Here is a 14,902-nt window from a genome sequence, read left to right as displayed (position 1 = left end):
TTCTTAAGTTAAGTGTGCTGGAGGGCTCCATGGCTGTAGCTGCCAATAAACGTTCTGTGATGACGCTATTTTCAAGTGCATCTGATTTGTATAGCCATCAGGTTCGTATCGTTCTCGCTGAAAAAGGTGTCAGCGTGGAAGTCGAGCTGGTTGATGAAACTAATCTACCTGCAGAGCTAGCCGAGCTAAACCCTTACAAAACTGTCCCGACACTCGTGGACCGTGAATTGGCTCTGTACGATTCTAAAATTATCATGGAATACCTCGATGAGCGTTTTCCTCATCCACCACTAATGCCAGTATACCCAGTGGCTCGTGGTAGTAGCCGCCTGATGATCTACCGTATCGAGCGCAACTGGTACTCTTTAGCTGACAAAGTAGTGAAAGGTAGTCCAGAAGAAGCGGAAGCAGCGCGCAACAAACTGCGTAATGACCTGCTGACGCTTGGTCCAATCTTTGGTGAATACGAGTACTTCATGAGTGAAGAATTCAGCTTGATCGACTGCTACCTAGCGCCATTGTTGTGGCGTCTGCCATCAATGGGTATCGAGCTTAGCGGTCCTGGCTCAAAAGAGATCAAGGTTTACATGAACCGCGTATTTGAGCGTGATTCATTCCTTGCTTCTTTGACTGAAGCTGAACGTGAAATGCGTCTTACTCGTTAATAGGCGGTCGGATGGATGCTTCAAATATGACGCCAAGACGTCCTTATTTGCTAAGGGCGTTTTATGAGTGGCTGGTTGACAATGACCTAACCCCTCACTTGGTTGTTGATGCAACAATGACGGGCGTGCGTGTACCGATGGAGTTTGTCCAAGATGGTCAAATCATCTTAAACGTGGCGCCACGAGCAGTTGGTAACCTCGAGCTGGGCAATGAAGCGATCACGTTTAATGCGCGCTTCAGTGGTCGCCCACACTCAGTGATCGTACCCTTGTACGCCGTGCAGGCGATTTATGCTCGTGAGAATGGTGCCGGTACTATGTTTGAGCCTGAAGAGGCATACATGGGGAGCATCGTTGAGGATGAAGATCAACAAGATGCTGCTGAAGAGCACCTGTCGGTTGCAACGGAAGAGGTAATGGCTGAAGAAGAGCCGGTGCCTGCTCCAAGACCGAAGGGCCGACCTAGCTTGCGTGTTGTAAAATAATCGAGCTTGTTTCTAGTTATCGTATCTATATTAAAGCCAATGGTGAAAGCCATTGGCTTTTTTTATAGAGTCGAGAATCGAGATCGTTTCACTGCGAGAACGCTGCGCTCGAGGTGGTGAAATACTTGACAGCGGTTAGCAGAGTTGGAGAATTTTCTCGCCTCTCGCCTCTCGCCTCTCGCCTCTCGCCTCTCGCCTCTCGCCTCTCGCCTCTCGCCTCTCGCCTCTCGCCTCTCGCCTCTCGCCTCTCGCCTCTCGCCTCTCGCCTCTCGCCTCTCGCCTCTCGCCTCTCGCCTCTCGCCTCTCGCCTCTCGCCTCTCGCCTCTCGCCTCTCGCCTCTCGCCTCTCGCAGGGCGAAGCCCGTCCCCGAAACTCGAACCTCTCCCGGCTAGTCGGCGTATTGAAAGGCTCTGACGACTTTTTTCACACCTGAGATATTGCGGGCGATCTCGGTGGCGATATCGGCATGCTGATGCGAGACGCTGCCAAGCAGAAACACCTCTTCATCTTCAGTGATCACTTTTACTTTAACTCCATTGAGCTTTTTCTCGGTCAGTAGCGCGGATTTTACCTTGGTGGTAAGCCAGCTGTCTCGGCTGATCCCGGATACACTCAACGGCTCTTTATCACGGATTTGGTTGTAGACGGTTGTTACGCCCTCGATCGATTGTACTTCGTCAATCAATGTGGCAACCAAGTCCTCTTCTTTCGATTGTCCCATCAGCACCACTGTACCTCGGTGCGAGCTACTAGAGACTCGCACGCGCTCTACATAAGGGTGTTGATTGGTGATCGAGGCCACCTCAAACTCAATATTATTATCTCGCCAGATCTCGCTAGTTGAGCGGGTATCGGTCGCAATGTTGGCAGTGGTCGCGGCGCCAGCAACAAATAGCCCGGCGCATCCTGCAAGGTTGATTGTTACGGCTAGGGTAAGAAGAAGCTTGGTCAACGTCATTGTTTACTCTTCGTGGGCTGGAAAAAGTACCTGATCAACAAGGTCACACAGGCAGTGTAGCGTTACCATATGCACCTCATGAATACGAGCGGTTCGATGAGACGGGATGCGGATCTCAACATCATTTTCGCCGAGTAGGCCGGCCATCTCGCCACCATCTTTACCAGTAAAGGCGATGATGGTCATATCTCGGGTCACCGCGGCCTCCATTGCCTTGATAATGTTCTTGCTGTTACCACTGGTGGAGATGGCCAGCAGTATGTCTCCCGGTTGGCCAAAGGCACGTACCTGCTTAGAGAATATCTCTTCATAGTGGTAGTCGTTTGCAACCGCGGTTAGGGTGGTGTTGTCTGCAGTTAAGGCAATCGCAGGTAGGCTTGGGCGCTCGGTTTCAAAGCGGTTGACCAAGCACGAGGTAAAGAGCTGCGCGTTAGCGGAGGAGCCGCCATTACCACAACACAGGATTTTGTTGCCGTTGAGCAAGCTGCTCACCATTGCTTGAGCGGCGTGGGTGATCGCATCAGGCAGGGCTTCTGCAGCGGCGATTTGAATCTGGATACTTTCTTTAAAACTGTCATTAATGCTTTCGAGCATCGGTTGTGATCCTAATTAGTTTTCTGTAATTGCATTGGGGTACCACTCTAGTTGCTTTCCCTGCTGATGTAAGGCGATGACATCAAAGCGGATATCGGTACTGTGCAGTGGTAGATTGTGCCGCGCCAACCAAATCTGTGCCGTCTTGATGATCTTGCGAGCTTTAGTGCGCGTTACGGTCTCTGCGGCGTGACCAAAGTCAGCCTGGTGGCGATATCTTACCTCAACAAACACCCATGTCTCCCCTTGGCGCATAATTAGGTCGATTTCTCCCCACTTGGTGGAAAAATTGCGCTCGACAAGAGCAAGACCTTGCCGAGTCAAGTGCTCGAGCGCCAAGGTCTCATAGTGCTCGCCGACACTCCGCGGCGGATTATTCACGCGAGATGAATCCGCCTGAGATGAGCTTCGACGCGAGAGGCGACTAAAAAGTCCCATACTCCGCCCAGCTGATTTCTCGCTCAACTACGCAGTTTTCGTCGATACTGAGCACCCCTGTTTGACCCTGAATACGAGCCTCTGTCGTCACCTTCATCTGAGGCAGCTCAACCATGAGGTGGTACGCGTCCATGCCCAAGGCTTGCAGTCGCTGTTGCGATTTAGAACTCTCTGGCCATAACTCTTCCATTTGTGCCTTGAGCTCTGCCTCAGGTTGCAAAAGCAGTGGAATATCACTGAAGGTAACCCCGGTTAAATCCTCATACTGTTTCGAGCTGCTGTTACTGCGCGAGCTAGAGTACAGTTTTGGTGGTGTGGTATCTGGGTTAATGGCCACCTCGATAAACGGCTTGATCAGGGTCAAGTCAGCGCTGTCTGCCACGATATAGACCGCGTCGACATCACGACGACTGCGCGCCTCTGATTCCAGCTCGCTATCCAGGATAGTCGTCATTTGTGCGATGCGCTGCTGGCTCTCCTGCAGACCTAAGACACTGTTGATATTGCGCTGCAGCTGGTTGCGATTATCAAACAAATCGATTGCGGCTGGGGTGGTTGCATACTCCTGCCATTCGGCCTCGAAGGCCTCACTGACGCGCGTACCAAGATTGTTGTTCGGCGCGATGAGCAGTGGGAACTGATAACCTTGTTCGGCGAAGTATTTCGCTGCTTGAGCAACCTCTTGCTCTGGGGACAGGGCGAGATAGCAGGTGCCAAAGCCTGGCTCGATATCCTCGGGAATATTGAGTGACAAGGTTGGGATCGGTTTAGGCAGGATGTCTTGGACATCTTGCAGCATCTCGACACTGCTCTTGGTCAGCGGACCCACAATAAAGTCGACTTGCTGCGCAACGATCTTGTCTTCAAGCTCTTCACCTGAGATGCCAGTAGTGTCAATCAGGGTCAACTGATTATCCGGTTCGCGCCCTTCATCGTTCATCATAGCAAGCAGAAAACCATCACGGATCAGCTCGGCTTGAGGTTGGTATTTACCCGACAGTGGCAGCAAGAGTGCGGTTTTGGTCGGTAGGCTGATATCGAGAGCTAAGATACCGTTGATCACCTGCGGGGTATAAAAGGCGACAGGGTGTTGGCTATTGAACTCTAGCCATTGCTCAAGAGATGCCTTGAGGCTCGGAATATTGGCCTGCTGGCGTTGATAGAGCTGAGCAAGTTCAATCCAACCGGCAAGGACTTCCTCTTCGCCTTCAGTGGGTAGACTTAACAACTGCGCTGCTTGATATTGACCAAAGTTGCTCCAGATACGCTCAGAAATCAGTGACTGGCTTGAGGTAGGCGCAAATCGGCTCATCGCAATCAACTCGCGATTGGCATCGAAGAAGCGTCCCTGAAGCTCAAGCAGTTGAGCACGCAATTGGAAATACTCCTCCCACTGTTGTGGAGGCAGAGACCAGCTGTTGTCGAAGCTGAGCACTTGCAATGCGGAGTTATATTGGCCCTGTGACAGCGCCTGTTCGGCGCGAGTGAGTCGCCACTCGGCTTGCTGAATGTCGGTCAGTGAAAGGCGTTGGATGCGGGTACTCAAGCGATCAGCCAAATCTGCGTCTTGCTCTTGAATTGCCGCCTTGAGCGCCATAATCAACCAATCGACCTGCAGGCTGTCTTGTGAGCTGTCTGCACGAATCAGATAGGTTTGCGAGTCTTGAACCGGATCTTGAGTAATATCGACGCTTTCAGGTGCTTGTGGCGTCGTGGAACAAGCGGCAATCGTCAATGCGAGTGCTACAGGAGTGAGTAGGCGTGGTACACTCCATCTTTTAGGATTCTTTTTTGCCATGCGCTCTATTCTTGTGCGTGTTAAATTAGTTCTATAGTAATCGTTGATGTGATGGTAAACAAATGACCGACAGTAAAACAATCCCTAACGACATTCCTACGCTCTATATTGTACCAACTCCAATTGGTAATCTAGCGGATATCACACAACGGGCTATCGAAGTGCTCTCTTCAGTGGATCTGATCGCGGCGGAAGATACCCGCCATACAGGTAAATTATTGTCTCACTTCGCAATTAATACCAAAACTTATGCCCTTCATGATCACAATGAGCAACAAAAAGCGCAAGTTTTAGTCGAAAAATTGCAGCAGGGCATGTCTATTGCGTTGGTATCTGACGCGGGCACCCCACTGATCAGTGATCCAGGGTATCACCTTGTCAATCAATGTCGTCAAGCCAATGTAAGGGTTGTGCCATTACCGGGTGCGTGTGCGGTGATCACGGCGCTGAGCGCGTCAGGCTTGCCATCGGATCGCTTCAGTTTTGAAGGCTTCCTCCCTGCCAAGAGCAAAGGGCGCAAAGATAAATTTTTAGAGATAGCCAAGGCGGAGCGCACGTGCATCTTTTATGAGTCGCCGCATCGTATCCTAGATTCGCTTGATGACATGCTGGAGATTTTGGGCCCCGAGCGTGAGGTCGCTTTGGCGCGAGAGTTGACCAAGACGTTTGAAACCATCCAAAACCTGCCCTTGGGGGAGTTGGTTGAGTGGGTGCGAAGCGATGAAAATCAGCAACGAGGCGAAATGGTACTCTTGGTGCACGGCTATCGTGAAGAGGTGAGCGATACACTGCCTGATGAGGCGACGCGAACCTTAGGTATTTTAGTCACGGAATTGCCGCTGAAAAAAGCCGCGGCGCTGTGTGCTGAGATCTACAACCTGAAGAAAAATGCACTGTATAAGTGGGGCTTAGAAAATTTGGCTAACTAGGTGCTCGATTGACCAATCAACCAGCAAACGGTGCAGATTGTCACATTTACCTAGACACCCTAGCGAGAACTCTATACAATCCGCCACCGGAGTTGACTGGGTAGTCGCTGCTTCATTGATGTCCCTCTTCCACGTGGAGGGGGAGACTGATGGAGGGGAGGAAAGTCCGGGCTCCATAGAGCAGGGTGCCAGGTAACGCCTGGGGGGCGCAAGCCCACGACAAGTGCAGCAGAGAGAAGACCGCCGATGGCCTTAGGGCACAGGTAAGGGTGAAAGGGTGCGGTAAGAGCGCACCGGGCGACTAGCAATAGTTCGCTGCAGGGTAAACTCCACCCGGAGCAAGACCAAATAGGCCTCCACATTGCGTTGCTCGCGTAAGGAGGCGGGTAGGTTGCTCGAGCCAGTGAGCGATTGCTGGCCTAGACGAATGGCTACCACCGCGCAAGCGGAACAGAACCCGGCTTATAGTCGGCTCCACCTATTCGAGACCCACCATGACATCAAGTTGTGGTGGGTTTTTTGCTTTTTACTGACTAATGAATCCTGATAAGCCGTAAACTTAGTGTTAAATCACGACCTGGGTAATGCTAATAGTGGCGATATAGGCTTAAATCAGTACACTGATGACAACTAATTAAAAATTTGCCGCATCTCCCTGTGATAGGGCGAGGCACTAGCCAATGAGACAACCATGAGCGAATCTTTCCAACATATTTCAGTTCTCCTTAACGAGTCGATTGACGGCCTCGCGATTAAGCCTGACGGTACTTATATCGACGGGACTTTTGGTCGTGGTGGACACAGCCGCACAATTCTTTCAAAGTTAGGGGAAAATGGTCGTCTATATAGTATTGATCGCGATCCACAAGCGATCGCTGAGGCAAATAAAATTGATGACCCGCGCTTTACCATTATTCATGGGCCTTTTTCTGGTATGGCTGAGTATGCCAAGCAATATGATTTAGAAGGTAAGGTCGACGGTGTTTTGCTTGACCTTGGTGTGTCTTCTCCTCAGCTCGATGATGCAGAGCGTGGCTTTAGCTTTATGAAAGATGGTCCGCTGGATATGCGGATGGATCCTACGTCAGGGATCCCGGTGTCACAGTGGCTACTCGAGGCAGACCTGGATGACATTACTTGGGTGATCCGCGAATTTGGTGAAGATAAACACGCTCGTCGCATTGCCAAGGCGATTGTGGCCTATCGTGAGAATGAGGAAAACGAACCTCTGACGCGCACTGGCCAGCTGGCTCAGTTGATCTCAGAGGCGGCACCAAAGAGCTTCAAAGAGAAGAAGCACCCGGCCACGCGCGCGTTCCAGGCATTTCGTATCTATATCAATAGTGAGCTAGAAGAAATCGATACGGCGCTTAAGGGTGCGGCGAGTATCCTGGCACCACAGGGTCGTTTATCTGTGATCAGCTTTCATTCGCTTGAAGATCGTATGGTCAAGCGATTTATCCGTAAGGAGAGCCAAGGCCCACAGGTGCCGCACGGCATTCCGATGACGGAAGCTCAAATTAAAGCACTTGGCAGTGCCAACCTGAAAGCGGTCGGCAAGGCCATCAAACCCTCTGCGCAGGAAGTCGAGATTAACCCTCGCTCGCGCAGCTCGGTATTAAGACTGGCAGAGAAACTCTAACTGAATAATTGAACGCGATGAGTGACAATACCCCTAACCTAGCCAAGATCATAGCTGTCGATGTGCTCACTGCGGGACGAGTTCCTCTGGTGCTGCTCGTGACGATTTTGGTCAGTGCGATGGCGGTGGTGTTTGTGACTCATCAGGCACGGAGCGCAATCAGTGAGAAGGATCATGCTTTAATTGAGCGTGAGCGCCTCGATAATGAGTGGCGCAGCTTGTTGATTGAAGAAACCGCCCTTGCTGAGCACAGCCGAGTTGAGCAACTGGCTATCCAAGAGCTCGAGATGAGGCGACCTGACGCAGATAAGGAAGTCCTGGTATCACTAAAATGACCACAAAGTCCAAGTCGACCGCCAACAAAAAGACCAAGCAGCAACTCGCCAATAAACAAGTTGCTGATAAACAAGTAGCCGATAAAGAAGAGCCACCATTGATCAAGTGGCGCTTTTACGTTGTGCTGCTCGCGGTTTTTGTCGTGTTTGTCGCTCTAGTCGGACGCATTGGTTATATTCAGATTGTTGAGCCGGATAACCTTATCAAGCAAGGTGATATGCGCTCGGTTCGTGCCAAAACCCTGCACTCTGCCCGCGGCATTATCTCTGATCGCAATGATGAGCCCTTGGCGGTGAGTGTCCCGGTCCAGGCGGTGACGGCAGACCCTGTGGTTATTTTTCGTGAGGGGGGCTTTGCTAACCTCGATCGCTGGTATGCTTTGGCGGATGTTTTAGGCATTGATCGTGAGCGAATGCTCGCGCGCATCAGCGATAACAAGAGTCGCCGTTTTATCTATCTGCAGCGCCAAGTGAGCCCAGCAATGGCCAACTATGTGCGCGAGTTGAAGCTCTCTGGTATTGGTCTGCGTGCAGAGTCTCGCCGCTATTACCCCTCTGGTGAGGTCAGTGCCCACCTGATTGGTGTAACTGGTATTGATGGCTCAGGTCTTGAAGGGGTAGAGCGCAGCTACGATAAATGGCTGTCAGGTGAAGCGGGTAAGCGGATCATTCGCAAGGATCGTTATGGGCGTGTGGTGGAAAACATTGCGCTAGAGGAGCGTGAAGAGGGTAAGCCACTGACGCTAACCATTGATCAGCGTCTGCAAGCCATCGCCTACCGTGCAATTAAGCAATCGGTGGCGGATCACCGCGCGACCTCCGGCTCAGCCGTGTTGATTGATGTCAAGTCGGGTGCGGTGTTAGCCATGGTCAACGCCCCCTCCTACAACCCAAATAATCGCAATGACCTGCAAAGTTTTAAGATGCGTAACCGAGTCATCACCGACGCCTTTGAGCCCGGCTCAACCGTCAAACCCTTTGTGGTGCTTGCGGCGCTGGAAAATGGCAGTGCCGACTATGATACCGTTATCGATACGGGTAATGGCATTATGCAGCTTGGTGGCAGTCGTGTGCGTGATATTTCCAAGGTCGGCGAGGCCGATCTCACCACCATCTTGAAGAAGTCGAGTAATATCGGGGTCGCTAAATTAGCCCTGGATATGCCACTTGAGGCGCTACTTGATATGTACAGTGGGGTCGGATTTGGCCAGTCCTCAGGGCTTAACCTGATTGGTGAGAGCACGGGTATTTTCCCTAACCGTCGCCGCTGGTCACAGTTTGAGATCGCGACACTCGCCTTTGGCTACGGTCTATCGATCACGCCGCTGCAGCTCGCTCATGCTTATGCGACACTGGGCAATTATGGGTTATATCAGCCGGTTCACATTATCGAAAATAACCAGCTTGATCTGTCACAGCAGGTGATGGATCCCAACCATGCGAAGAATGTCCTGACCATGCTAGAAACGGTGACTCAGCCTGGTGGTACCGCGACAAGAGCCGCCGTTCCCGGCTATCGAGTCGCAGCAAAAACTGGTACCTCTCGTAAAGCCTCGGCTGGTGGTTATACCGATGAATATTTTGCCTACACCGCCGGTGTTGCGCCGGCGAGTGATCCACGACTTGCACTTGTGGTGGTGGTCAATGAACCACAGGGCGATAACTACTATGGTGGCTCGGTCGCAGGGCCGGTGTTTGCCGATATTATGAAAGGCGCGTTGCAGATCCTTAATGTGACGCCAGATGAAAATCGTTTTAAGAACGAGTAAAGGTAATCTCAGGTGCAAACTCAATCTGTAGATTTGGCGCATCTCGTTGCGCCATGGTTTGATCTTTCGCAGTCACCCTACGCACAGCGTACGGTTGGTGACTTGCATCTCGACAGTCGTCAGGTTCGTTCTGGCGATTGCTTTGTTGCCATCCAAGGCCACAGCATGGATGGCCGAGACTATATCCCGCAAGCAGTGGCTGCGGGGGCTAAACTGGTTTTGGCTCAAGCGTCCACCCAAGAGGAACATGGTCGCTGTGAGCAACATCAGCAGGCCCTAGTGGTGTATATCGATGGATTACAACACTGCTTATCAGAATTATCGGGCCGCCTCTATCGCCATATGGGCATGCAATTGATTGGTATTACTGGTACCAATGGCAAGACGACAATTAGCCAATTGATTGCTCAGTGGCTGACCTTGGTTGGTAACAAGACCGCGGTAATGGGCACCACAGGTAATGGGTTTCTTGATCAATTGCAGCCAGCCATCAACACCACTGGCAGTGCGATTGAGATCCAAAGAACCTTAGCCGAGCTCAATACGCAGGGCGCTGAGTACACCGCGTTAGAGATCTCTTCTCATGGCTTGGTTCAAGGTCGGGTAAAGGCGCTCAAATTTGCCGCTGGTGTCTTCACCAATCTCAGCCGTGATCACCTTGATTATCACGGCACCATGCAAGAGTACGCGGCTGCCAAGTTGCAACTGTTTACTGAGCACGATTGTCGACACGCAGTGATCAATATTGATGATGCGGTAGGCAAAGCGTGGGCTGCCCAGTTGAGGGATGCTATTCCGGTGTCTTTATCTTGCACTGAGGCGAATCAGCAAGGGGTGTATGCCACTCAGGTAGACTATGCGACCAGTGGCATTAAGATTACCTTCGGTGGTCAGTTTGGCAATGGTCAGCTAATAGTGCCCCTAATTGGCGAGTTCAATGCCAGTAATGTGCTATTGGCCCTTACTACCCTACTGAGCTTGGGCATTGATATCGATACCTTGATTGAGACCGCACCTCGCTTGACACCTGTGCTTGGTCGCATGGAGTTGTTCTGCCACCCTCAACATGCCAAATTTGTCGTTGACTATGCACACACCCCTGATGCGCTAGAAAAAGCCCTTGCGGCCTTGCGCGTTCATTGCCAGGGCAAACTATGGGTGGTGGTCGGCTGCGGGGGCGATCGAGACAAAGGTAAGCGTCCAATGATGGCGGCAGCAGCAGAGCGTCTCGCCGATCATGTGATTTTGGCTGACGATAACCCACGCAGCGAAGACTCTCACTCAATTATTGAAGATATGCGTGCCGGTTTGCGCGCGCCTCAAGCGGTGGTGGTTGAGCATGACCGTTTTCAGGCGGCGCAGTATGCGTTCGAACATGCAACCGCGCAAGATATCGTATTGCTTGCCGGTAAAGGTCATGAGGACTACCAAGTCTTTGCTCATGGTCAGGTGCACTACTCAGACCGCGAGACCGCGGCGCAATTACTCGGAGTGACGCTATGATCCAAGTTAGCCTCAGCCAAGTGGCTCAGATTGTCGATGGCCGCTTGTATGGACAAGATGGGCCAGTTGACACGGTGTCTACCGACTCGCGAAGCATTGAAGGGCTGTGCTTGTTCATTGCTTTGGTTGGTGAGCGCTTTGATGCCCACGACTTTATTGATGCCGCATTGGCCGAAAGGGCGAGTGCGGTGCTGGTTGAGCGCCCAGTTGACGCTGATGTTGTTCAGGTGGTGGTGCAAGATACCAAGTTGGCGCTCGGGCGCTTGGCAGCATGGGTCCATCAGCAGTGTGAGACCCAAACCCTGGCCATTACCGGAAGCTGTGGCAAGACCACAGTAAAAGAGATGTGCGCTGCCATTTTAGAGCAAAAAGGTCAGGTCCTGTTTACCGCCGGTAACTTTAACAATGATATTGGCGTGCCGCTGACTCTGCTACGCACCACCTATCAACACGACTACTCAGTGATTGAGCTTGGCGCCAACCATATCGGTGAGATTGCTTACACCACTCAACTGGTTAAGCCGAGTGTGGCCTTGGTCAATAATGTCGCTGCCGCTCACTTAGAGGGCTTTGGTTCATTAGATGGTGTAAAGCAGGCCAAAGGTGAGATCTATCAAGGCTTGGTCGGCGATCAGGTGGCGATTGTTAATCTCGATAGTCACGGTGGGGCATTATGGAAAACACTGCTGGATAACAAGCGCGTGGTGACTTTTTCCGTATCAAGTCAAGAGGCGGATGTGTATGCCAGCTCGGTGCAAGTCGACATTGAGGGTTACCCAAGCTTTACCTTGCACACACCAAAAGGTTGCATAGCGATGACGCTTAACTTGATTGGTCAGCATAATGTAGCTAATGCGCTGGCTGCCTGTGCGCTATGCATGCAATTTGGTGTTGGTTTGGACGAGATCGCCAGCGGATTGGGTAAATTGGCGCCGGTGAAAGGGCGTGTGGAGACGATCGAGCTGAGTGAACACATTCGCTTAATCGATGACAGCTACAATGCCAGTGTTCCTGCAATGGGCGCCGCAATCGATTTACTTGGCCAGCTGCAGGGTAAACGCTGGCTAATTTTGGGGAATATGGCGGAATTAGGTCAACAAAGTCTTGAACTTCACCGTCAACTTGGACAACATGCTGCACCATTCAATTTTGATTACGTTTTGACATATGGTGATGATGCACGAGTGATCAGCGAAGAGTGCCAAGGTCACCACTTTGATTCCCACGTGCAGATGATTGAGTTTATTCGACACGAGCTCTCATCGTCATTAGATAAAACAGAACAACATACCTTGCTTGTCAAAGGGGCCAATAGTGCTGGCATGTTCAAGGTAGCAAATGCTCTGAAGGAGAGAGTTGCATGATTATTTGGCTTGCTGAGTTACTCCAGCCATATTTTTCCTTTTTTCGTCTGTTTGAATACCTGTCGTTTCGCGCGATCGTTAGTATTTTAACCGCACTGACCATCTCACTGTGGATGGGACCTCGTCTGATCAAGCGCTTGCAAATGCTGCAAATTGGTCAGGTGGTGCGCGAAGAAGGCCCAGAGTCGCACTTCAGTAAACGCGGCACACCGACCATGGGTGGGGTGATGATCCTGACCGCTATCGTGGTAACGGTATTGCTTTGGTCTGATCTATCTAACCCTTATGTCTGGGCGGTGCTGTTTGTCCTTGGCGGTTATGGTGCCGTGGGTTTTGTCGATGATTATCGCAAGGTCGTGCGTAAGAACACTGATGGTCTGATTGCTCGCTGGAAGTATTTTTGGCAGTCATTAATTGCATTGATTGTTGCCTTTGCGCTCTACGCACATGGTAAAGACACTGCCGCGACTCAGCTTGTAGTACCCTTCTTTAAAGACATTATGCCGCAGCTTGGCCTGCTGTATATCGTCCTGACTTACTTTGTAATTGTTGGCACCAGTAATGCGGTCAACCTGACCGATGGTCTTGATGGTTTAGCGATCATGCCGACTGTACTAGTGGCATCCGGTTTTGGCATTATTGCCTGGGCGACTGGAAACGTAAACTTTGCGGCTTACCTGAACATTCCTTACATCCCATACACCTCAGAGCTGGTCGTTGTCTGCACCGCGATCGTTGGGGCCGGGCTGGGTTTCTTGTGGTTCAACACCTACCCAGCTCAAGTATTTATGGGCGATGTCGGATCACTGGCGCTTGGCGGCGCATTGGGCACCATTGCGGTATTGGTTCGCCAAGAGTTTGTTTTGGTGATCATGGGTGGCGTGTTCGTTATGGAGACCTTGTCGGTTATTTTGCAAGTTGGCTCCTACAAGCTGCGTGGTCAACGTATCTTCCGTATGGCGCCAATCCACCACCACTACGAACTCAAAGGCTGGCCTGAGCCACGCGTGATTGTGCGCTTTTGGATCATCTCTATCGTTTTGGTATTGATCGGTCTTGCAACCTTGAAGGTGCGTTAATATGAATCACTGGCAGGGTATCTCGAACGTTGTTGTGGTTGGGCTTGGTATTACTGGGCTCTCGGTGGTTAATTACCTGAAGAAATATCATCCGAGCATTGCGGTGCGCGTGATTGATACCCGTCAGACGCCGCCGAATGCAGACCAGCTCGATGCACAGACTCGCCTGCACTCTGGCAGTTGGCAACAGCAATGGCTCAACGAGGCCGACTTGATTGTAGCTAACCCTGGCATTGCGCTTGCGACACCCGAGTTGCAGCAGGCGATCGCCTGTGGCGTGAAAGTGGTAGGGGATATTGAGCTGTTTGCTTGGCATGTTAGCGCGCCTACGCTTGCGATCACTGGCTCGAATGGTAAGAGTACGGTGACCGATTTAACCGGTGTACTGGCGAAAGCCGCTGGCTGGAATGTCGCGGTGGGTGGCAACATCGGTGTGCCAGCGTTGGATCTTATTGCTGCCGATGTCGATTTGTATGTGCTCGAGCTCTCTAGCTTTCAGCTTGAAACGACATCCAGCTTAAAGCTCAAAGGCGCCGCTTTCCTCAATCTGACCGAAGATCATATGGATCGCTACCAGGGGATGGGGGATTATCTCGCTGCCAAGCAGAGAATCTTTGCTCACGCCGAGCATGCTATCGTCAATCTTGATGATCCGCAGACACTGCCAGAACAGCTCGATCTCATTCAAAAAAACTTTTCTCTCACTGATAGCAAGGCGCACTATCGCGTGGAAGCGATCAATGGCGCGGAGTGGATCGTTATCGACGCGCAGCCGTTCATAGCGGTCGATCAACTCGCGCTGGTGGGGCGACATAATATTGCTAACGTGTTGGCGGTGGTGGCACTACTCGACAGCGCTGGTGTTGAACGCCAAGCTTACCAAGCGACATTGCAGCGCTATAATGGATTAGGTCATCGCTGTCAGGTCGTGGCGCAGCATCAGGGGGTCCGTTGGGTAAACGACTCCAAAGCGACCAATGTAGCGAGTACCCTAGCTGCGCTTTCCGGCCTAAAATGTGATGGGCACCTGTACTTGCTGGTGGGCGGGGTAGGCAAAGGCGCCGACTTTTCGCCACTGGAACCGGCACTGCGTGAACTGGATGTTTCATTGTGTTGCTACGGACAAGATGCACAGCAGTTTACGGCGTTGCACCCAAGTGCACAGCTTTTTGAGACTATGGAGCAAGCCATCGGCCAAATCTCTCCGCTGACCAAACCGGGTGATATCGTGATGCTTTCACCGGCGTGTGCGAGCTTTGATCAGTACGCCAACTTTGTTGCACGTGGAGAAGCGTTTACCCGCCTAGCATTGGAGCACACCTCTTTCTAATGGAGTTCGCTGT

General features: G+C 51.6%; 14 protein-coding genes and 1 other RNA gene. 11 read left to right on the top strand and 4 right to left on the bottom strand.

Going from position 1 to position 14,902, the window contains the following annotated elements; all coding sequences use genetic code 11:
* Window positions 1–29: 29 nt before the first annotated feature.
* Window positions 30–665 (top strand): stringent starvation protein SspA, encoded by a 636-nt coding sequence (gene sspA / locus ACZ5R2_RS15585; RefSeq protein WP_464900218.1) that lies wholly within the window; start codon window positions 30–32, stop codon window positions 663–665.
* Between the two features lie 11 nt (window positions 666–676).
* Entirely contained in the window at window positions 677–1,150 is a 474-nt protein-coding gene (sspB, locus tag ACZ5R2_RS15580) for a ClpXP protease specificity-enhancing factor (protein ID WP_464900217.1), read from the top strand.
* Between the two features lie 388 nt (window positions 1,151–1,538).
* On the opposite strand, the gene ACZ5R2_RS15575 is transcribed toward sspB, so the two are convergent.
* Genes ACZ5R2_RS15575 through ACZ5R2_RS15560 form a run of 4 tightly spaced genes read right to left on the bottom strand, consistent with a single transcriptional unit; the run spans window position 1,539 to window position 4,938 of the window.
* Entirely contained in the window at window positions 1,539–2,108 is a 570-nt protein-coding gene (locus ACZ5R2_RS15575; protein ID WP_464900216.1) for a BON domain-containing protein, read from the bottom strand.
* A gap of 3 nt (window positions 2,109–2,111) precedes the next feature.
* On the bottom strand, window positions 2,112–2,702 hold the full coding sequence (locus ACZ5R2_RS15570) for a phosphoheptose isomerase (RefSeq protein ID WP_438460941.1): 591 nt from the start codon (window positions 2,700–2,702) through the stop codon (window positions 2,112–2,114).
* A 15-nt stretch (window positions 2,703–2,717) separates the two neighbouring features.
* Window positions 2,718–3,140 carry a YraN family protein gene (locus tag ACZ5R2_RS15565; RefSeq protein ID WP_464900215.1) on the bottom strand — a complete coding sequence of 141 codons (423 nt, stop codon included), beginning with the start codon at window positions 3,138–3,140 and terminating at the stop codon, window positions 2,718–2,720.
* Window positions 3,127–4,938 (bottom strand): penicillin-binding protein activator, encoded by a 1,812-nt coding sequence (locus ACZ5R2_RS15560; RefSeq protein WP_464900214.1) that lies wholly within the window; start codon window positions 4,936–4,938, stop codon window positions 3,127–3,129. The genes ACZ5R2_RS15565 and ACZ5R2_RS15560 overlap by 14 nt, the downstream gene beginning before the upstream one ends.
* Before the next feature lie 62 nt (window positions 4,939–5,000).
* Here ACZ5R2_RS15560 and rsmI point away from each other — a divergent pair, with 62 nt between their 5' ends.
* From rsmI to murD, 9 genes are all read left to right on the top strand, one after another.
* Window positions 5,001–5,867 (top strand): 16S rRNA (cytidine(1402)-2'-O)-methyltransferase, encoded by an 867-nt coding sequence (gene rsmI, locus ACZ5R2_RS15555; RefSeq protein WP_438460944.1) that lies wholly within the window; start codon window positions 5,001–5,003, stop codon window positions 5,865–5,867.
* An 88-nt stretch (window positions 5,868–5,955) separates the two neighbouring features.
* Window positions 5,956–6,347: RNase P RNA component class A (gene rnpB / locus ACZ5R2_RS15550), an RNA gene on the top strand.
* A 211-nt stretch (window positions 6,348–6,558) separates the two neighbouring features.
* Complete coding sequence (gene rsmH, locus ACZ5R2_RS15545) at window positions 6,559–7,509, top strand: 16S rRNA (cytosine(1402)-N(4))-methyltransferase RsmH (RefSeq protein ID WP_464900213.1); 951 nt, start codon at window positions 6,559–6,561, stop codon at window positions 7,507–7,509.
* A gap of 17 nt (window positions 7,510–7,526) precedes the next feature.
* Window positions 7,527–7,844 carry a cell division protein FtsL gene (gene ftsL / locus ACZ5R2_RS15540; protein WP_464900212.1) on the top strand — a complete coding sequence of 106 codons (318 nt, stop codon included), beginning with the start codon at window positions 7,527–7,529 and terminating at the stop codon, window positions 7,842–7,844.
* On the top strand, window positions 7,841–9,613 hold the full coding sequence (locus ACZ5R2_RS15535; RefSeq protein ID WP_464900211.1) for a penicillin-binding transpeptidase domain-containing protein: 1,773 nt from the start codon (window positions 7,841–7,843) through the stop codon (window positions 9,611–9,613). The genes ftsL and ACZ5R2_RS15535 overlap by 4 nt, the downstream gene beginning before the upstream one ends.
* A 12-nt stretch (window positions 9,614–9,625) precedes the next feature.
* The gene (gene murE / locus ACZ5R2_RS15530) at window positions 9,626–11,116 is read left to right on the top strand and encodes a UDP-N-acetylmuramoyl-L-alanyl-D-glutamate--2,6-diaminopimelate ligase (RefSeq protein WP_464900210.1); all 1,491 of its coding nucleotides are present in this window, start codon (window positions 9,626–9,628) and stop codon (window positions 11,114–11,116) included.
* Window positions 11,113–12,480: a UDP-N-acetylmuramoyl-tripeptide--D-alanyl-D-alanine ligase gene (locus ACZ5R2_RS15525; protein WP_464900209.1), complete on the top strand. Its 1,368-nt coding sequence runs from the start codon at window positions 11,113–11,115 to the stop codon at window positions 12,478–12,480. Before murE ends, ACZ5R2_RS15525 begins: the two co-directional genes overlap by 4 nt.
* Window positions 12,477–13,559, top strand: a complete 1,083-nt coding sequence (mraY, locus tag ACZ5R2_RS15520; protein WP_464900208.1) for a phospho-N-acetylmuramoyl-pentapeptide-transferase — start codon at window positions 12,477–12,479, stop codon at window positions 13,557–13,559. Before ACZ5R2_RS15525 ends, mraY begins: the two co-directional genes overlap by 4 nt.
* Window position 13,560: 1 nt before the next feature.
* Complete coding sequence (gene murD, locus ACZ5R2_RS15515) at window positions 13,561–14,889, top strand: UDP-N-acetylmuramoyl-L-alanine--D-glutamate ligase (RefSeq protein WP_464900207.1); 1,329 nt, start codon at window positions 13,561–13,563, stop codon at window positions 14,887–14,889.
* The last annotated feature ends 13 nt before the right edge of the window (window positions 14,890–14,902 follow it).

This window comes from Vibrio sabulosilitoris (assembly GCF_055391395.1).
This window is presented reverse-complemented; position numbering and strand designations above follow the sequence as displayed.